18 protein-coding genes and 2 pseudogenes are annotated in these 18,018 nt (G+C 72.4%); 9 read left to right on the forward strand and 11 right to left on the reverse strand.

Going from position 1 to position 18,018, the window contains the following annotated elements; genetic code table 11:
- Positions 1–21: 21 nt before the first annotated feature.
- Positions 22–537 (reverse strand): 2'-5' RNA ligase family protein, encoded by a 516-nt coding sequence (locus OG470_RS17390; protein WP_328425566.1) that lies wholly within the window; start codon positions 535–537, stop codon positions 22–24.
- A gap of 76 nt (positions 538–613) precedes the next feature.
- Here OG470_RS17390 and OG470_RS17395 point away from each other — a divergent pair, with 76 nt between their 5' ends.
- On the forward strand, positions 614–1,123 hold the full coding sequence (locus tag OG470_RS17395) for a mycothiol transferase (protein WP_328425568.1): 510 nt from the start codon (positions 614–616) through the stop codon (positions 1,121–1,123).
- A gap of 9 nt (positions 1,124–1,132) precedes the next feature.
- On the opposite strand, the gene OG470_RS17400 is transcribed toward OG470_RS17395, so the two are convergent.
- Complete coding sequence (locus tag OG470_RS17400) at positions 1,133–2,179, reverse strand: NAD(P)-dependent alcohol dehydrogenase (RefSeq protein ID WP_328425570.1); 1,047 nt, start codon at positions 2,177–2,179, stop codon at positions 1,133–1,135.
- A gap of 157 nt (positions 2,180–2,336) precedes the next feature.
- On the opposite strand from OG470_RS17400, the gene OG470_RS17405 reads away from it, so the two are divergent.
- Complete coding sequence (locus OG470_RS17405) at positions 2,337–2,726, forward strand: SCP2 sterol-binding domain-containing protein (RefSeq protein ID WP_328425572.1); 390 nt, start codon at positions 2,337–2,339, stop codon at positions 2,724–2,726.
- Positions 2,723–4,786, forward strand: a complete 2,064-nt coding sequence (locus OG470_RS17410) for an amylo-alpha-1,6-glucosidase (RefSeq protein ID WP_328425574.1) — start codon at positions 2,723–2,725, stop codon at positions 4,784–4,786. Before OG470_RS17405 ends, OG470_RS17410 begins: the two co-directional genes overlap by 4 nt.
- A gap of 59 nt (positions 4,787–4,845) precedes the next feature.
- Here the strand turns inward: OG470_RS17410 and OG470_RS17415 are convergent, their stop codons facing one another.
- The 3 genes from OG470_RS17415 to OG470_RS17425 all read right to left on the reverse strand — a co-directional run bounded on the left by OG470_RS17415 (position 4,846) and on the right by OG470_RS17425 (position 7,247).
- On the reverse strand, positions 4,846–5,574 hold the full coding sequence (locus OG470_RS17415) for a Pr6Pr family membrane protein (RefSeq protein ID WP_328425576.1): 729 nt from the start codon (positions 5,572–5,574) through the stop codon (positions 4,846–4,848).
- A 232-nt stretch (positions 5,575–5,806) separates the two neighbouring features.
- Positions 5,807–6,628 carry a hypothetical protein gene (locus tag OG470_RS17420; protein ID WP_328425578.1) on the reverse strand — a complete coding sequence of 274 codons (822 nt, stop codon included), beginning with the start codon at positions 6,626–6,628 and terminating at the stop codon, positions 5,807–5,809.
- 115 nt (positions 6,629–6,743) lie between these two features.
- Positions 6,744–7,247 carry a DinB family protein gene (locus tag OG470_RS17425; protein WP_328425580.1) on the reverse strand — a complete coding sequence of 168 codons (504 nt, stop codon included), beginning with the start codon at positions 7,245–7,247 and terminating at the stop codon, positions 6,744–6,746.
- A 131-nt stretch (positions 7,248–7,378) separates the two neighbouring features.
- On the opposite strand from OG470_RS17425, the gene OG470_RS17430 reads away from it, so the two are divergent.
- The gene (locus OG470_RS17430; RefSeq protein ID WP_328425582.1) at positions 7,379–8,314 is read left to right on the forward strand and encodes a DUF72 domain-containing protein; all 936 of its coding nucleotides are present in this window, start codon (positions 7,379–7,381) and stop codon (positions 8,312–8,314) included.
- Positions 8,315–8,404: 90 nt separating this feature from the next.
- Here OG470_RS17430 and OG470_RS17435 read toward each other — a convergent pair whose 3' ends face one another.
- A complete protein-coding gene (locus OG470_RS17435; protein ID WP_328425584.1) occupies positions 8,405–8,773 on the reverse strand; it encodes a hypothetical protein in 369 nt (122 codons plus the stop codon).
- Between the two features lie 175 nt (positions 8,774–8,948).
- The gene (locus OG470_RS17440; RefSeq protein ID WP_328425586.1) at positions 8,949–9,587 is read right to left on the reverse strand and encodes a hypothetical protein; all 639 of its coding nucleotides are present in this window, start codon (positions 9,585–9,587) and stop codon (positions 8,949–8,951) included.
- 206 nt (positions 9,588–9,793) lie between these two features.
- On the opposite strand from OG470_RS17440, the gene OG470_RS17445 reads away from it, so the two are divergent.
- A complete protein-coding gene (locus OG470_RS17445) occupies positions 9,794–9,964 on the forward strand; it encodes a hypothetical protein (RefSeq protein WP_328425588.1) in 171 nt (56 codons plus the stop codon).
- Positions 9,965–10,006: 42 nt separating this feature from the next.
- Here OG470_RS17445 and OG470_RS17450 read toward each other — a convergent pair whose 3' ends face one another.
- Positions 10,007–10,870, reverse strand: a complete 864-nt coding sequence (locus OG470_RS17450) for an alpha/beta hydrolase family protein (RefSeq protein ID WP_328425590.1) — start codon at positions 10,868–10,870, stop codon at positions 10,007–10,009.
- Positions 10,871–10,995: 125 nt separating this feature from the next.
- A complete protein-coding gene (locus OG470_RS17455) occupies positions 10,996–12,252 on the reverse strand; it encodes a hypothetical protein (protein ID WP_328425592.1) in 1,257 nt (418 codons plus the stop codon).
- A gap of 99 nt (positions 12,253–12,351) precedes the next feature.
- Between OG470_RS17455 and OG470_RS17460 the strand changes: the two genes are divergently transcribed.
- Positions 12,352–13,080, forward strand: a complete 729-nt coding sequence (locus tag OG470_RS17460) for a uridine kinase (protein WP_328425594.1) — start codon at positions 12,352–12,354, stop codon at positions 13,078–13,080.
- A gap of 1 nt (position 13,081) precedes the next feature.
- Here OG470_RS17460 and OG470_RS17465 read toward each other — a convergent pair whose 3' ends face one another.
- A complete protein-coding gene (locus OG470_RS17465) occupies positions 13,082–13,777 on the reverse strand; it encodes a hypothetical protein (protein WP_328425596.1) in 696 nt (231 codons plus the stop codon).
- Positions 13,778–13,824: 47 nt separating this feature from the next.
- The gene (locus tag OG470_RS17470) at positions 13,825–14,490 is read right to left on the reverse strand and encodes a class I SAM-dependent methyltransferase (RefSeq protein ID WP_328425598.1); all 666 of its coding nucleotides are present in this window, start codon (positions 14,488–14,490) and stop codon (positions 13,825–13,827) included.
- A 278-nt stretch (positions 14,491–14,768) separates the two neighbouring features.
- On the opposite strand from OG470_RS17470, the gene OG470_RS17475 reads away from it, so the two are divergent.
- The 3 genes and pseudogenes from OG470_RS17475 to OG470_RS17485 form a co-directional block, all read left to right on the forward strand.
- Positions 14,769–16,826 carry a DNA gyrase/topoisomerase IV subunit B gene (locus OG470_RS17475; RefSeq protein ID WP_328425600.1) on the forward strand — a complete coding sequence of 686 codons (2,058 nt, stop codon included), beginning with the start codon at positions 14,769–14,771 and terminating at the stop codon, positions 16,824–16,826.
- A 32-nt stretch (positions 16,827–16,858) separates the two neighbouring features.
- Positions 16,859–17,116: pseudogene (locus OG470_RS17480) on the forward strand (DNA gyrase subunit A); the annotation flags it as partial.
- 54 nt (positions 17,117–17,170) lie between these two features.
- Positions 17,171–17,917: pseudogene (locus tag OG470_RS17485) on the forward strand (LAGLIDADG family homing endonuclease); the annotation flags it as partial.
- Positions 17,918–18,018 lie beyond the last annotated feature (101 nt).

The raw sequence follows: 18,018 nt of genomic DNA on the forward strand, positions 1-18,018 counted from the left end.
GTCTGTCGTGCCCTGGTCGCCTCAGGGCAGCGGGTGGGCGATGTTGCGGGCGTGGTCGGTGAGCGCCGCGCCGACCACGGTCGCGGCCAGCGGCAACACCTCCAGGCAGCGACGCACCGCGGCGGCCATCAGCGCGTTCGGCACCCGCATGGAGAGCGTGCAGTGCGGCACCCAGCGTCCCGGCTGGTAGTGCTCCACCAGGGTGATGCCGGCGGCGGCGAGCCGGTCGTGCACCAGCCGGTGGTGTGCCAGCAGCTCCGGGGTGGGCGTCGGGCCGAGCCAGAGCACCCGGCCGACGAACTGACCGGTGTGCTGGAATTCGAGCCGAAGTGGGGCGGCCACGACCGTGCCGCGCAGCGCCGCGGCGACCTGCTCGGGGTCGAAGCGGGGAGCCACGGCGAGCGAGACGTGCGGGCGGTGGCGCTGCTCCAGCAGCGAGCGCATGCTCTGCACGCCCTCGGCTTCGAGAGCGTCCCAGAGCACCCGGATCCGCCGGGTGGCGTCCGGGTCCAGATACAGCTCCAACGCCGCGACCACTTGATCACCGTAGCGGCCGAGGTTTGGCCGCCGGTTTCGGCGGTACCTGATCGGAAACAGACCAGGAGGCGTGCCCGTGGACGTGAAAGACCTGCTGACCGAGACGTACGACCGGCTGCCCGACCTCGTTCGCGCGGCGGTCGACGGCCTCAGCCCGGAGCAACTGCGCTGGGCGCCCGGCCCTGGTGCCAACCCGATCGGCTGGCTGGTCTGGCACCTGACCAGGATCCAGGACGACCACGTCGCCGACCTGCTCGACGCCGACCAGGTCTGGACGAGCGGCGACTGGGCGAGCCGGTTCGGGCTGGCCGCCGACCCGAACGACACCGGCTATGCCCACTCGCCCGCACAGGTCGCCGCGGTGCGGCCGGAGAGCGCGCAGGCATTGATCGACTACTACGAGGCGGTCGCGGCGCGGACCGCGCCGTTCCTGGCCGGACTGCGCCCGGCGGACCTGGACCGCGTGGTGGACGAGGCGTGGGACCCGCCGGTAACCCTCGGCGTCCGCCTGGTCAGCGTCGCCGAGGACGACCTGCAGCACGTCGGCCAGGCCGGGTACGTCCGCGGCCTGCTCGGGGCCGCCTGACCGGCCGGCTCACGGCACGATCACGGCGCGGCCCTGCAGCGTGCCGTCGCGCATCTGGCGGTACGCGTCGAGGGCGTCGTCCAGCGCGAAGGTGGTGGTCTTCGGCCGGACCAGACCCCGGGCAGCCAGGTCCAGCACCTCGACCAGCTCGGGGCGGCTGCCCCAGTAGGTGGTCGCGATGCTCACCTCGTACGGCACGGAGAAGTACGAGACCGGCAGGGTGCCCCCGCCGATGCCCACGATGGTCAGGTCGCCGACGGTGCGGGCCGCCGCCGCGCCGAGCGCCAGGGTGGCGTCCACGCCAACGAAGTCCAGCACCACGTCGGCGCCCCGACCTCCGGTAGCCTGGCGGATCTCCTCGGCGGCGGTCTCGCCCGAGGTCACGGTGCCGTCGGCGCCGCACTCCTCGGCCAGCCGCAGCGCGTCGGCGCGGGTGTCCACCGCGATCACCCGGGCGGCCGTGGTGGCCTTGAGGATCTGCACGCCGACGTGCCCCAGCCCACCGACCCCGATCACGACTGCCGTGCTGCCCGGCGGCAGCTTGGGCCAGGAACGCCGCACGGCGTGGTACGGGGTGAGCCCGGCGTCGGTCAGCGGCGCGGCGTCCACCGGATCGAGCCCGGCCGGCAGCGGGACGATGTGCCGCGCGTCCGGGACCAACTCGTACGCGGCCATTCCACCGTCCAGGCCGAGCCCGCCGCCCCCGCCCGGCACCGGCGCGCCGGCCGGGTTCTCGCAGTACGGGTCGATGCCGACCCGGCAGCGGGCGCAGGTGCCGCAGCCCCACGCGCCGAAGACGGCGACGGGTTGCCCGACCGTCAGCCCGGTCACGCCGTCGCCGAGGGCGTGCACCCACCCCGCGTTCTCGTGGCCGAGGGTGAACGGCGGGTTCCAGGGCACGGTGCCTGGCTCGAACTCGTCCATCAGGTGCAGGTCGGAGTGGCAGGCGCCGGCTCCGCCGATCCGGACCACCACCTGGCCCGGCCCGGGCGTCGGCTCAGCGACCTCGACCAGTTCCGGTTCCGACTTCCACTCCCGCAGCCGCAACGCCCGCATCCGGTGCCTCCTGTCCGTGTCGGCCGGTGCCTGCCCTTTTCATCGGCCGGCAAACAGCGCCCGCCGGCCGACCCGGGCCGGTTGTCACCCGGTTCGGGTGAGCCGGGCTCACCCCGGCTCGGGTGATCCTGCGGGGAACCGGGGAAGGGGGACGTGGATGAGCACGACGGCGGCACAGTATCTGCAGCACCTGGACACCGGCCGGCGTCCCGATCTGCCGGAGACCACCGCCGGGACGCTACGGCTGGACGTGCGCGGTGACGGCGGTACCAGTCACTGGTACCTGACCATCGCCGACCAGCACGTGGCCGTGACCCGGTCGGCCGACGAGGCCGAGCTGGTGGTCCGCGCCGACCGGGCGGTCTTCGACCAGCTGGCCAGCGGCGAGAGGCACGTCGCGGCGGCGTTGCTGCGCAACGAGCTGACCGTGCGGGGCAACATGCGGCTGCTGATGGCGCTGCGGCGGATCTTTCCCGGCCCGTCCGGCGCACGGCACCCCCGCGAGCTGGGCCAGGCTGCCCTGGCGGAACGGGACCAGCGGCGATGAGACAGGAACAGGTGCACGTCATCGCCGGCAACGCGTTCGCGCTCAGCGACGCCCAGGGTGACATGGAAGTTGACCCGAAGGAGCCGGTCGGGCTCTTCTCGTTCGACACCCGCTTCCTGTCCCACTGGGTGCTCAGCGTTGACGGGGAACGGCTCAACGCGCTCTCCCGCGACGACATGACGTACTTCGAGACCCGGTTCTTCCTGGTCCCGGGCGCGGCGAGCCACTACGTCGACGCTGACGTGTCGGTCATCCGGCACCGTTCGATCCACGACTGCTTCCACGAGCAGATCATCTTGCTCAACCACTCGGCGCATCCTGCCGAGTTCACCGTGCGGATGGAGATGGGCAGCGACTTCGTCGACATCGTCGACGTCGGGCAGCGCAGGCAGCGGGTCGTGCGGGCCACCGCCGACTCCGCGCGCCACCAGCTTGTGCTGCGGTACGCGCGAGAGCGGTTCGTTCGAGAGACCACGGTGAGCAGCACCGCTCCCGCCGAGGTCGACGAGAAGGGGATGACGTTCCGGATCCGGATCGCGCCCGAGGGGAAGTGGGAGACCGACCTGCACGTGACCATGACCATCCGGGGTGAGGGTGGCCGGGATCTGCGCAGCGCTCTGGAGTCGCACCAGCAGATCGTGCGCGGGGGGATGCGCGAGGACCTGGCCGACTGGCTGGACCGGGCCCCGCAGTTGGCGGCGGAACGGGACGGCCTGGAGGCGATGTACCAGGGCAGCCTGGCCGACCTGGCGGCGCTGCGGTACAAGCCGCTGTCGTACAGCAATCGGGTGCCGGTCGGTGGCCTGCCGTGGGCGATGGGGCTGTCCGGGCGGGACAGCATCATCACCTGCCTGCAGACCATGGCGTTCACTCCCGAACTGGCCCCCGCGACGCTGCGGATGCTGGCGCTGTTGCAGGGCGGCCAGCTCGACGACGAGCACGACGAGGAGCCGGGCAAGATCCTGGCCGAGCTCCGTTACGGCGAGTCGGCCGCGTTCGGCGAACGGCCGGACGCGCCGTACTACGGCGCGGCGGACACCACCCCGTTGTTCGTCGTTCTGCTCGACGAGTACGAGCGCTGGTCCGGCGACGTCGACCTGGTCCGCGAGCTGCGGCACCCGGCTCGGATGGCCCTGGACTGGATCGACGAGTACGGCGACCTGACCGGCGACGGGTACCTGCGCTACCAGCGCCGCAACGAGCGGCACGGCGTGCTCAACCAGTGCTGGAAGAACTCCCCGAACGCGATCACCGACGCGCACGGGCGGCAACCGGCCTTTCCCCGGGCCACCTGCGAGTTGCAGGGCTACGCGTACGACGCGAAACGGCGCGGCGCCCGGCTGGCCCGGGAGTTCTGGGGTGACCCCGGGTACGCCGACCGGCTGGAACGGGAGGCCGCGGAGCTGAAGGACCGGTTCAACCGGGACTTCTGGCTGCCGGACCGGGAGTACTACGCGCTGGCGCTGGGGCCGTACGGCGAACCGGTCGACGCGCTGACGTCCAACATCGGGCACCTGCTGTGGAGTGGGATCGTTGCGGATGACCACGCCGAGGCCGTCGCCGAGCACCTGGTCGGGCCGCGGCTGTTCAGCGGTTGGGGGGTGCGGACCTTCGCCACCGGGCAGCGCCCGTACAACCCGGTGGGCTCACACCTGGGAGCGGTGTGGCCGTCAGACAACGCCCTGATCGCCGCCGGGCTGCGGCGCTACCACTTCGATGCGCAGGCGGGCCGGATCGCGGCCGGAATCTTCGACATGGCGCAGACGCTCGGCGGAGCGGTACCGGAGCTGATCGCCGGCTACGAGCGCAGCCTGACGAAGTACCCCGTCCAACTGCCCGCGGCCGGTCGTCCCCAGTCATGGTCGTCGGGCGCGCTGCTGATGCTGCTGGGCACCCTGCTGGGGCTCCGACCCACCGGCGACAACCTGCTGGTCGACCCGGCCCTGCCAAAGGGCTTCGGCCGGGTGGAGCTACTCGACGTCCCAGGCCGCTGGGGCCGCTCGGACGCCTACGGCCGCGACCATTCCACCACCCGAGGCCCCCGAAACCGCCTCCGCTAAACCCCCGCCCCCCGCCCCCTCCCCGTCCCACCCACCCCCCGGTGATCATGAAGTTAGCGTCACGACACGCCGTTGCCGGTGACGCTAACTTCATGATCACCGGGCGGGGTTGGATGGGGAGGGGGAGAGGGAGGGGGAGAGGGAGCGGGGGAGAGGGCGGGGGTTCGGGTGTTTAGGGTGTGGTCTATTCCGATGTAGAGCAGGCCGAGTAGCCAGAAGGCGATGGCGAAGAAGACGGCGCTGATCGCGACTCCGGCGTAGCCCAGCTCGGCCGCGTCCAGGAACGGGTACGGGTACCGGTGCACGACCAGCCCTCGGAGCAGGGCGAAGCCCAGATAGCCCAGCGGGAACGCCAGCCACCAGGCCGCGTACCGAAGGCGCAGCCGGCCGCGTTGGTCGAACAGCACCCAGTCGGCGACCGCCAGCAGCGGTACCACCGTGTGCAGCAGTTGGTTGCCGAGCGCCTCGCCGCCGGACCGGTCCGGCTGGACCATCGCGAACGGGCTCGCCGGGTTGGCCAGCACCAGGTGGTAGACCACGCCGGTGATGGTGATGTAGAGGGTGACCGCGCCGCGCAGCGCCGGCGGTGGGTCGGGCCGGTCCCGCCAGGCCCGCAGAGCGGCGTACCCGGCGAGGGCGCCGACCGCGAGGTTGCTCTGGATGGTGAAGTACGGCAGCAGTCCCGTGACGGTGGCCGGGCCGAGCGCGGTGAGCACGACCCCGGCCAGCACGCTGAACACCACCATCAGGCGCAGGATCGCCGCCGCGCGTCGGCGCCGCAGACTCATCGGGGCAAGCTATCAGCCCACGGTGCCCCGCGCTCCGCTGGACGAACCGCCCGCTGGACGAACCGCCCGCAGGGCCACAGGACCGCAGCGCCGCAGGGCCGCAGCGCCGCAGGGCCGCAGCGCCGCAGGGCCGCAGCGCCGCAGGGCCGCAGCGCCGCAGGGCACGGCCGCCGGGCACGGTTGCCCGGCAGGGCAACTCGGCCCGGCCGCCAGGCGGGGCTGCGGGGCGTCGTCAGTGCGGGTCGCGGGCTGGTGTCGGTTGGCGGTCCCCGGGGGAGGGCCGCCGGTCGGCTGGTTCGCTGCGGTCCGGTCCGGGTGCGGTGGGCCGTCCGGCGGGGAGGGCCGCCGGACGGCTCGTTCCGCTGCGGTTAGGGACGTCGGGCCGACCATCGGGCGGGCCGGGCGACGTCGGACGTCGGCTCGGCACGGCCCCGGGCCGTCCATGGGTCGTGTCCGGAACCGCCTCCGCGGCCAGGACCCGCACGCAGTAGTCCGCCACCTGCTCCGGGCCGCCGGCGGCGGCGATCAGCCCGGAGAAGACCGGGTTGTCCAGTGCCCGGCCGTGGTCGTTTCCGGCGACCGTCTGGTACGCCCGACACCGGCCGACCATCCCACCGGGAACCGAGGTCGGCGGCACCGCCCCGGTCGTGGCGGGTGCGCCCGCGGTGCCCTGCTCGGGTGTAGCCGGGGCGGTCGCGGCGGGCGGCGTCGGGGTGGCCGTGGGTGGGTGCGGCGGACGGGGCGCAACGCCTGTCGCGGCGGCCAGTGCCACCCCGCCGATGGCGGCGAGCGCCAGGGCCGCCACCGAGGCCCGGGCACCGAACCCGGCGAGGGTGCGTGACCGGCGGGCCGGCCGTTGGGCAACGGCCGGCTCAGCCAGGGCACGGCGGAAGGCCTGCACGGCCACGTCTTCGCCGGCCAGCTCGGCGGGGCGGGGTGTGGCGCGTACCGCTGTCATCAGCAGCACGACCGACTGCGGGCCGCCCGATGGGCCGACGATGCTCCCGCCGAGCAGCCGCTCGGCGGTCTCCTGATCGATCCGGTCTGCGTTCATCTCGTGTCCCTCAGCGCCGCTCACCTGTGCGCTGTCACATCCGTTCACGCAGGGCGGACCGGAGGCGCCCCGCGGAAGGTGGACGGTGGGGGAACGTCGCCGTGGCCGGCCGGGCTCAGCCCATGGTCTTGGCGCCGTCGATCGCCTCGCGCAGGATGTCGGCGTGCCCGGCGTGCTGGGACGTCTCGGCGATCAGGTGCAGCAGCACCCGCCGAACCGTCCAGCTCGCCCCCGGCTCGAACCAGGGCGCCTGCGGCAGCGGGTGCGCCGCGTCCAGGTCGAGGGTGGTGATCAGGTCGTCGGTCTGGTCGGCCACCTCCCGGAACCGCACGACCAGACCGGCGAGGGTCTCGCCCGGCGTCATCCGGAACTGACCGGTCCAGTCGACCGCCTCGCGCTGCATCGCCTCCGCGCCGCCCACGGCGAAGCGCATCCACCGCTCCTCGGTGCCGGCCACATGCTTGATGAGGCCGCCGAGGCACAGCTCGCTGACGGTGGTGCAGGTGGCCGCCTGTTCGTCGGTCAGCCCGTCCACGGTCTGCAACAGGAAACCCCGGTGCCGGCGCAGCGTCTGCAGCAGGTCTGCCCGCTCTCCGGTGAGCTGCTCGGTGCTGGTCATGGTGCCGCCCTTCGGTCGAAGTTCGCTCGGCGCCAGCGTAGGACGCGGCACCGATACTTCCGGCTCGACACGGTGGCGGCGTGGGCCGCCAGCGGTTGCCGATCCACGCGCGGGGCGGTCCACTGAATGACATGGGTGTGATTAAGGTGGGTACGTCCTCCTGGGCCGACCAGTCGCTGCTGCGCTCCGGGTGGTACCCGCGTTCGGCCAACACGCCGGCCGGCCGGCTGGGTTTCTACGCGGGCCGCTTCCCGCTGGTCGAGGTGGACACCTCCTACTACGCGATCCCCGCACCGGAGACCACCCAGGGCTGGGTCGACGCCACACCGGACGACTTCACCTTCGACGTCAAGGCGTTCAGCCTCTTCACCGGTCACCCGACGCCGGTCGCCGCGCTGCCCCGCGACCTGCGGCCGGCCGCCGGTCCGAGCCGGATCCGTCGCCGCGACCTGCCGGAGCGGGCGTACGACGAGCTGTGGTCCCGGTTCCGAGCTGCGCTGGCCCCGGTCACGGCCGCCGGCAAGCTGGGTGTGGTGCTGCTGCAGTTCCCGCCGTGGCTGGTACGCGGCGCCGCCGCCGAGCGCCGGATCATCGAGTTGGCGCAGCGGTGCCGGCCGTGGCGGGTCGCCGTGGAGCTGCGGCACGGGTCCTGGTTCGACGGTTCGGCCGCACCCAACACGATGGACCTGCTGCGTGCGCACGACCTCTCACTGGTCTGCGTCGACATGCCGCAGGGGCACCCGTCGTCGGTACCACCGATCCTGGCCACCACGGCGGAGCCGGCGATCGTCCGGTTCCACGGCCACAGCGGCGCCTGGCGCGACGGCGACAAGCAGGACAAGTTCCGCTACGCGTACGCCGAGGAGGAGCTCCGGCACTGGGCCGGGCTGCTGGCCGAGCTGGCTGGGTCGGCCGACGAACTGCACGTGCTGTTCAACAACTGCTGCGCCGGCCAGGCCCAGCGCGACGCGACCCGGCTGGCACAGCTGCTCACCGAGACCATGCTCTGGCCCGAGCCCCGCGAAGACCGACGGGACGTCCCCGCCCGGGCCGCGTCCACCAATTGACGGTGCCCGGCAACGGCGTCCGGAGCACCACCGCCCTGGGAGCGCCAGCCGCCGCCGGCCGGAGACCGGCGGCGGGCGTCGCGGGTTGTGCTAGGACCGCCGGCCGCGGCTACGCAGCGCGTCCTGGCTGCGTTCGTTGATGTCCGCGTCGTCCGGGAAGGTCCGGCCGCTGGGTGCCGGGTCCGGTGGCGCACCCGGGCCGGCCTCGGGGGTGCGGGTGGGTTCCACCGAGCCGAAGCCGTGCCGACCGGCCGGGTTGGCTCGGCCCGCCGGGGCGCCCGCGCGGCGTTCCCCGCGATGCCCCTCGGGCACCGCCGTCTCCTCGCTGCCCTCGTCCATCGGGGAGTCCTCGCCCGTGCCCCACGGCGGTTCGGCATCGAAGCCGTCTCTGGTGCCCCATGGCTCGACCGCCTCCGGCACCAGCCGATCGCCGCCGCCCTTGCGTCCCTCGTGCGCCATCGTGGTCACCTCAGCTCGTCGGTCCGCCGCTATGGGCGGACGATTGCCCGTCCCCGGGCCGGTCATGCCGGTCCCGGCGGACCGTGCGCCGTACCCCGGTCGTGCCCGGTGGTTGCGTGGGGCCGGCCGGCGCCCCGCCGTCAAGGAGCCGGCAGGGTGCCGCCCGGCCCCATGCTCAGCGTCCGGCCATCGCCATCGGCCGCTTGCCGTTGCTCATGGTCGCCATGCTTGCCATCTTGGCCATCCCCTTCGGGGCGCTCATCAGCCCGCTGGCGCGGCCGAGCATCCCCCGGAACACCTGGCCGGGCTTCTGCTGCTCGCCCATGTACGCGGTGATCACCACCAGGGTCCCGGTCAGTGCCGGGATGGCCCACTGGAGCAGCTTCATCTGCCGCTGCGAGGAGGCCACGCTGGCCGGAGTCTGGTGGTTCGGCTCGGTGGCACCGTTCACCGGTGGGGCACCCGCCTTCTCCAACCGCATGCCGATCAGCCGGCTGTAGCCGGTCACCGCGAGCGCGCCGATCGTCAGCGCCGTCTTGATGGTGCTGGCCCGGGCGACCCCTGACTGGGCGGCCATCCGTGGGCTCTCCGTCACCAGCTCGCCGACCGCCCCGGCCAGGTGAGCGCCGATCGCCGCCGCGTTGACCGGGGTCCACTTGGACCATCCTGCCGAGGCGACCGGGAGACGCTGGGTCGAGTCGCTGATCTTCGCCGCTGCGCCGTTGACGCCGAGCGCTCCCATCAGGGAGCCGCCGAACCAGGCCGCCAGGCCCAGATCGTGCATCGAGCGCAGTGCGGTATGCCGTTCGGACATCTGATCCCCTTCCGCCGTGTCGGGCGCTGCGGCTTACCCGCCGCCCGGGCCGCTAACCCCGCCCCGTGCGTGCCGAACCGGCGCCGCATCGGTACGTCGGGGACGTCAGGGACATCGGTTCGCTGCGGTGCCGGACCGCCGCCGGCAGGAGTCGTCCGGTCGGTGGCGGGTAGATGTCGGGGGACGCTGACGGAGAGGGGAACGGGATGTCGCAGCCGGACGAGAGCCGGGAAAAGACCGCCAAAACCGACGCGGTGCTGATGCATCCGGACAACGACCCGCACAGGAACATCGCCGAGGTCGCCCCACGCAAGGACCACGGTGAGGTCCGGGTGGAGCGCGACGGCAAGCTGGTGCCGCTGGACCAGGAGGAGTGAGCGGGCCGGTCGGGCGGCCACCGACCGGTCGGCCGGTACGGCTCAGCGGGGCGGCAGGTCGCTGGCGAAACCGGCGATCCGCTGCGCCAGCGGGGTGGCCGCCCGGACCCAGGTGAAGTGGTCCAGCGCCGCGCCGGCCTGCGCCACTGTGTACCGCTCCCGGGTCACCGGGGCCGCGGTGAGCTTCCCGCAGAGGTGATCCATGGTCTCGTGCGGGGTGTACTGGTCGTCGTCGACGCTGACGGCCAGCACCGGGGTCCGCACCGCGCGCACCGCCGCCTCGGTGTCCGTACCGTCGAGACGGGGGAAGCGGCCGGTCCGCGCGGTGTACGCCCAGTCCCGGATCACCCCACGCGCCTGCCGGCCGCCGAAGCCCCACCCCGGCCAGACCCCGAGCAGCGCCGTGGTGGCGGCGATCCCCTGCGTGTACGGCAGCACGCCGACGCCACGCCGGCCGGGATAGCTTCGCCAGTACGGGATTCCGACCGCGACCAGCGCCAGCCCGTCCACCGCGTCGGCGCCGTGCAGGGCGAGGTGCAGCAGCGCGGCCTGCCCCCCGAGTGAGTGCCCGAGCAGCAGCCGGGTGCGGCCGTCCAGCTGCGGCTTGAGCGCGGCCAGGACAGTGCCCACGTCGTCGGCCAGCTCGGTGTAGCCGTGCCGGTCGGCGCGACTCGGCGCGGGGGTGCTCGTCCCGGTACCGCGCAGGTCGGCGACGACCACGGCCAGCCCGGCGGCGCGGAGCGCGGTGGCGAACGGCCGGTAGTAGCGGGCCCGCACCCCCATCGCCGGCCAGATCACCACCACCGGCGCACCCGCCGGGCCGGTCGGCTCCGGATAGATCTGCACGCCGAGCCGACCGCCGGCGATGTCAACGAACTCCTGCGCGTACTCCGGGTCCCCGTTCACGGGCCTAGCCTACGGGCCTAGGTTACCGACGGGTAGCCGCAGGCGTCGGACGACCGGTTCGAGCCGACGTGGCCGGACACGACGGAGGCCCCGCCGGGTGGCGGGGCCTCCGGTGACGATTCCGGTCAGGATACGGAGATCGTCCCGTTGCTGGCGCGAACGCAGGCCACCGACCGCGCGCTGGTGGCGGCCGCGCCGGCCAGGCACTGGCCGAGCACCTGGTGCCCGGTGGCGTTCGGGTGCCACGACTCCTGGCAGGTCTGGAAGTAACTGACGCAGGTGTTGGCGATCCGCTGAATGTCGATCTTGTCCTTGCCGGAGAGGCTGGTGACGAAGGTGCCGCTCGCGCCGTCCTGCAGCCGGATCGGGGTGGCCAGCGCGCCGGTCGGGCTGGCCGCCGACTCGCAGAGCCGGGCGCCGTCGAAGGCCCGCTGTACGTTGAGGTAGACCAGGTCCGCACCGGGGAACTCGGCAGCGAGGGTGTCCCGGGTGGACTTCACCAGGGTGCCCAGGCCCTGCGAGAAGCGGTGACCGGGCGCGAGGCTGGCCCGGTGGATCGGGCAGCCGCCCGCGTACCGCTCGGCACCCAGGTCGCGGAACTTGTCCCGGGTGTCGTCCCGGCTGTCCTGGGTGTGGAACGTCGGCTCGAGATCCAGCGGCAGCGGGTTGGTGTAGTCCTGGAACACGACCCGGTGCTGCCCATCCGCGTCCACCTGGTCCAGGGTGGTCAGCAGTTGGCGCACCGCAGCAGTGGTCTCGGCGGTGGCGGCATTGAACTGCGCGGCGGTGGCCAGATCGGCGTCGGTGCACGGCTTCTGCTCCACCGGGCCACCCAGGTAGGCCCAGAACTCCCACCAGCCCGTCCACGCGTCGGCGATGAACCGGTTGGCGCACTTCTCCGCGACGCTGCCGAAGGTGAACGAGCTGTTGTTCGAACCCAGGCCGAGCAGCACCAGGTCGATGTCCTGGGTCTGCGCGACGGTCCGGAGTTGGGCGATCTGCGCGGCCACCGTGCGGCCGTTGGTCCGGGCGTTCGAGGCGTTGGCGATGTCGTGTGGCTGGCCGCCGGAGCAGGCCAGGTTGAACCGATTCTGGATGCCCGGCAGGTTGGCCTGGTTCAGCGAGGCGTTCGCGGAGCGGTGGCAGAAGAACGCGTTGTTGTTCGGCGCCGTCCAGCCGGGGAAGCCCTGGGCGACCCCGTTGACGTCGACCACCGGGGTGTACGCCCCAGCGCCCTCGCCGCTGATGAAGCTGTCGCCGACCGCCACCGCAGCGGTGGGCAGCGCGGCGGATGCGGGAGCGGGAAGCGCGATGGCGGTCGACAGCGCGGCCATGGCGATCGTGAGTGCCGCGGCGAACGCGGTACGCCGGAACCTGAGCATTGGCTCACATCCATCCATCGAAAGATGAAAGATTCTCTGAGGGCGCGATCAGATCACCCCCGTGCGACGGGGGTCAATGGCCCGTAACAGAATCGTTCGATGAAAGACACGCCCGCCCCGGTGCGCCATTCGGTCTCCACCTGGCAGCAGCCCCTGCCTCCGCCCGCGTCGGCCACCCGGACCGCGCTGGTCGACGATTTGACCAACCGGATCCTCGCCAGTGGACCCGCCCGCCTCCGAGTCGGCGTCGACGGCCTGACCGCCGCCGGCAAGACCAGCCTCGGCCACGAACTGGCCCAGCGCGTCGCCGCCGCTGGTCGGCCGGTGCTGCGCGCCAGCCTGGACGACTTCAAACGCCCCTGGTCGGAGCGGCACCAGTACGACCGGACCTCCGGGCCCGGCTACTACCGCAACGCCTTCGACCTGCCGGCGATCCGCACCCTGCTGCTGGAACCGGCCGGGCCGGCCGGATCCGGGGCCTGCGTGCTCTGCCTGCGCGACCCGCTCACCCAGCGCGCGCACACCGACATCGTCACCCCCGCCTCGCCGGACGCGGTGCTCATCGTGGACGGTGTGTTCGCGTTCCGCCCCGAGCTGGACGACCTCTGGGACTACCGGATCTGGGTGGAGGTCGCGGCCGAGCTGTCGGTGCGGCGCGGGGTGGCCCGCGACGGCGACCGAGAAGGCGTCGCGGCGGCCGAAGCACTGCACCGGGACCGCTACCTCGCCGCCCAGCGCGTCTACCTGGCCGAGGCGGACCCGCTGTCCCGGGTGGACGCGATTGTCGACAACACCGACTTCGCCCGGCCCCGACTGCTCCCGCGCTGACCTACCGGGCGGGCTGCTGGCGCCGCTTCAGCAGCGCCGCGCCGGCGGCGTTCAGACCGACACCCCAGATCAGCAGGACGCAGAGCCACTGCACCCACCGCAGCACGCTCATGTCCCCGGAGAGCAGGTTGCGCACGCTGCCGAACGGGGTGAGCCACGCCTGCGCGGGACGGAGGGCGTCGACAGCGCCCAGCAGTGCGAACAGGCCCAGTGGCAGGACGATCGTGGCGAGGAACGCGACCACCGGTGAGCGCAGCAGCAGGCCCAGCCCGGTGCCCACCAGCCCGGCGACGATCTGCACCAGCACGCTGCCCACCGCGATCGTCCCGGAATGCCGCCACGGCTCGTCGGCGATGTCGGCCGGGGTGAGCGCGAGCGTCGCGGCACAGATCAGCACCCCGACGACGCCGATGACGGCGGCCGGGAGCCCCACCGCCAGCACGGTGGGGATGACCCGGGCGGCGTCGGGTGCCCGTCGCAGGTCGCGCACCAGCAGGATGCCGAAGAGGGGCGTCAGGACCGACATCAGGCTCTGGACCGTGCCCGAGAGCTCGGCGAACGTCCGGTCGGCCGGGGCCGCCGCCGCGGTCAGCGCCACGGCGGCGAGCAGCCCCGCCAGCAGGGTGCCCGCGAGCAGCCACCGCCGGGCCCGCGTACCGATGGCCCGCCGGAGCGCACCGCGAATCGTCCCGTCCATCTCGATGGCCTCCTGACGATCGGTCGTACCCGGCTCTGTCGGCGCGGTCACCGGATCGGCCCGCGACGGAACTCGGCGCGCCAGCGGCGTACCCCGCTCTGGTCCTGGATCTCTTCCACCCGCACCGGCGCGAGCCCGACGCCCGCGAACGTGTCGATCTCGGCACGGGTCAACGGCCACGGCGGCCCGGCCGGCGTGGGTTCGTCGTCGGCCCGGCCGGCGGCGATGACCAGCAGCGTGCCGCCCGGCGCGACCAACTCGCCCACCGCGCCGACCGCGCCGGCCCGGATCTGCGCCGGCAGCGCCTGCACGGTCATGCTCTCCACCACCAGGTCGAACGACCGTCGCCAGGCCGGTGGCGGGTCCAGCAGGTCGGCGGGACGGTAGTCGACCGCCGAGGCGGGGTGCCGTCCACGGGCGCCGGCCACCGCGGTGGGGGAGATGTCGAAGGCCACCGTGTCGAAGCCCAAACCGGCGACGTGCTCGGCGTCGCGGCCGTAGCCGCAGCCGACCACGACCGCCCGACGGCCGGTGCCGGTCAGACCCCGCTCGACGGTCCACTCGGTGAGCAGGCTGTGCGGGGCGTCCCGGTCCCACGGGACGACCGCCTCGCCGCGCTCGGCCTCGGTGTAGAGCCGCTCGAACCAGCCGGTCGGATCACCCGCCGCCAGCGACTCGGCCGCCAGCCGGTCTGCCGACTCGTCCTCGTCCATGTCGCCCCCCGCCCCGCGCCGGCGCTCCGACCGGCCGCGATCGCCGGTCAGAGTACCGGCCGGACGGCCCCTCCGTGGCCCCGTGAACGCCGCCGCCGGGCTGGTCCGGGCGCTGAAGGGCTGTTCCGTGGCTCACTTCCGGTGGGTCGACACCCGGCGGGTCGCAGAGGTCCTCCGGGAGTTGTCCTAGCCTCGGGCTAGGCTCGCTGCGGCGCGCCACGCCGGCTGATGTCGCCGGTGAACGGCAGCACACCGCCGAGACCGGGGAGTACGACCAGTTGACCGCAGAGCCTGACACCCTGTACGGGGCCGACGACCTCACTCACCTTGAGGGGCTGGACGCTGTCCGCAAGCGGCCCGGCATGTACATCGGTTCCACCGACAGCCGTGGCGTGGGTCACCTCGTCAACGAGATCCTCGACAACTCCACCGACGAGGGTGTCGCCGGTCACGCCGCCAACGTCGAGGTGATCCTGCACGCCGACGGCTCGGTGCAGGTCGACGACGACGGCCGGGGCATTCCGACCGACGTGCACGCCAAGTCCGGCATCTCCGGCGTCGAGCTGGTGCTCACCCGGCTGCACGCGGGCGGCAAGTTCGGCGGCTCCGGCTACAAGACCTCCGGCGGCCTGCACGGCGTCGGCGCCTCCGCGGTCAACGCGCTGTCCCGCCGGTTCGACGTGACCGTCCGCCGCGCCGGCAAGATCCACTCGATGTCCTTCCGCCACGGCGTGCCGGGGATCTTCGACGGCGACGGGCCGGACGCGCCGTTCACCGCCGGCCCCGGGCTCCAGGTGGTCGGGGCCATGAAGCGCAGGCAGTCCACCGGCACCTCGATCCGCTGGTGGCACGACGCCCGCTACTTCGAGACCGGCGCGGCGCTCGACGTCGACGCGGTCCGGATGAAGCTGCGCAACACCGCCTTCCTGGTCCCCGGTGTGCTGTACGTGCTGCGCGACCTGACCGGCGAGGAGCCCGTCGAGGAGAAGTTCCACTACCCCAACGGGCTCAGCGACATGGTGGACTTCCTCGCCCCGGCCGGCGACCGGCCGGTCTCCGGCACGCTGCTGGTCACCGGCGAGGGGACGTACCGGGAGAATGCCGCCGACGCCAACGGCGTCATGCAGTCCAACGTGCAGCGCCGCGCCGAGGTCGAGGTGGCGTTCCGTTGGGGTACCGGCTACGAGCGCACCGTCGAGTGCTTCACCAACACCATCCGCAACGCGCACGGCGGCACCCACCGCAAGGGCTTCGAGCGGGCCCTGGTCCGCACCCTCGCCGACGCGGTGCGCAACACCCGCGGCCTGCTCAAGGCCAAGGAGGAGCCGCCCACCCTGGACGACGTCCTGGAGGGGATGACCGCGGTCGTGCACGTGCGGATCCCCGAGCCGCAGTTCACCTCGCAGACCAAGGACGAGCTCTCCACCACCGGCATCACCAAGGTGATCCAGACCCAGGTCGACGCGCACATCAAGGCGTGGCTGGAGGACCGTCGCACCAAGGCCGAGGCGCGCACCGTTCTGCAGAAGATCGTCGACGCGGCACGGGTGCGGCTCACCCAGAAGCAGCAGAAGGACGCCGCCCGGCGCAAGACCGCCCTGGAGGGCGCGTCGATGCCGCCGAAGCTGGTCGACTGCCGCGCCACCGGCGTGGAACGGAGTGAGCTGTTCATCGTCGAGGGCGACAGCGCCCTCGGGACGAGCCGCATGGCCCGCTCCTCGGAGTACCAGGCGTTGCTGCCGATCCGGGGCAAGATCCTCAACGTGCAGAAGGCCAACCTCCAGCAGGTTCTGGACAATGCCGAGTGCGCCGCGATCGTCCAGGTCCTCGGTGCCGGCTCGGGGCGTACGTTCGACCTCTCCGCGCTGCGCTACGGCCGGGTGATGATCATGGCCGACGCCGACGTGGACGGCGCGCACATCCGCACGCTGCTCATCACCCTCTTCGCCCGGTACATGCGCCCGCTGATCGAGGCCGGCCGGCTCTACGCCGCGATGCCGCCCCTGCACAAGATCACGACCAAGGGGCGCAACCCGCAGACCGTCTACACCTACACCCAGGCCGAGATGGTGGCGACGGTCCGCAAGCTGGAGAAGGCCGGCAAGCAGATCGTCACCCCCATCCCACGGTTCAAGGGCCTCGGTGAGATGGACGCCGACGAGCTGTGGGACACCACGATGAACCCGGCCACCCGCGCCGTCCGCCGGATCACCATCGAGGACGTCGACGCCGCCGAACGCATCCTCGAACTGCTGATGGGCGAGAAGGTCGAGCCGCGCCGCAACTGGCTGATCGACTCCGCCGACCGGGTCGACCGGGAAGCGATCGACGCATGAGCACCGGTCTCGTTCAAGGGGAAAGCTGAGTCATGGCACGCCGCAAGGAAAACAAGGTCGACCTCTCCTCGTTCGACCAGGCCGGCGCGCGGGTCTTCGACAACCCGCTGGTCACCGAGGTCTCCGACTCCTACCTGGAGTACGCGTTCTCGGTCATCCACTCCCGCGCCCTGCCCGACGCCCGCGACGGCCTCAAGCCCGTACACCGGCGCATCCTCTGGTCGATGTACGAGCAGGGCTACCGGCCCGACCGTGGCCACGTGAAGTCCGCCCGCATCGTCGGCGACTGCTTCGTCGCCGGCACTCTCGTCTCGACACCCGATGGTCTGCGCGCCATTGAGGAAATTGAGATTGGTGACCGCGTCCTGGACGGCGACGGCGCCCCGGTGCCGGTGACTGCCGTGTATCGGAACCCGACGTCGGACCTCGTGCGCGTCACCTGGAGCAATGGGCACACGATGCTCGTCACCCCGGGCCAGCGGTTCCGCGTGGTCGCCGATGATCTCTCGGTCCGCTGGGTGGAGGCTCGGGATCTCCCGGGGCAACTGACATTGGCGTACGGGAGTCGCCGCAGTGCGGTGTCGACGCCCGCTGGCGACGACTACGACTATGTGCGCGGGCTGTTGGTGGCCGAGGGCTTCCCTGCGCACCGGTCTCGCGAAGCGGACGGTCGGGTCCGGATCCACATGTGTGACGTCGAGCCGCTGGATGTCGCCCACGGCTGGGCCATCGCCAGTGGATTGAACGTCTCCCGGGGTAAACGTGAGGCCCGGAACCCCCTCCATCGCGACCAGCACATCTTGACCTTCAGCCGGCACGAGGGGCTGCTGGAGGCCGCACAGCCGCTCAGCCGCGACAAGCACGTGCCCGGCGACATCATTGGGGACCGGTCGGCGTGGGCGCCGTTCCTCGCCGGCTTCTTCGACGGAGACGGCTACATCCGTAAACGCTTCAGGGAGATTGTCTTCGTCAGCACCAGCGAGGTGCTGGTGCGGCAGATCTACGCCATGCTTGCCGACCTGGGGCTGCACGGGCACCACTGGACCAGCGGTCGTCGCTCCGGGAATCGTCCGCTTCTCGGTCTATCGGTCACGGGCCGAGACGCCTCGGATCTCGCCCGGCTGCTGCTGCCCTGGGTGCGGATCGGTTACAAACACGACGGCTTGCAACGGGTCGCCGAGACTGACTACCA

The sequence above is a fragment of the Micromonospora sp. NBC_00389 genome, from assembly GCF_036059255.1.
Taxonomy (GTDB): domain Bacteria; phylum Actinomycetota; class Actinomycetes; order Mycobacteriales; family Micromonosporaceae; genus Micromonospora.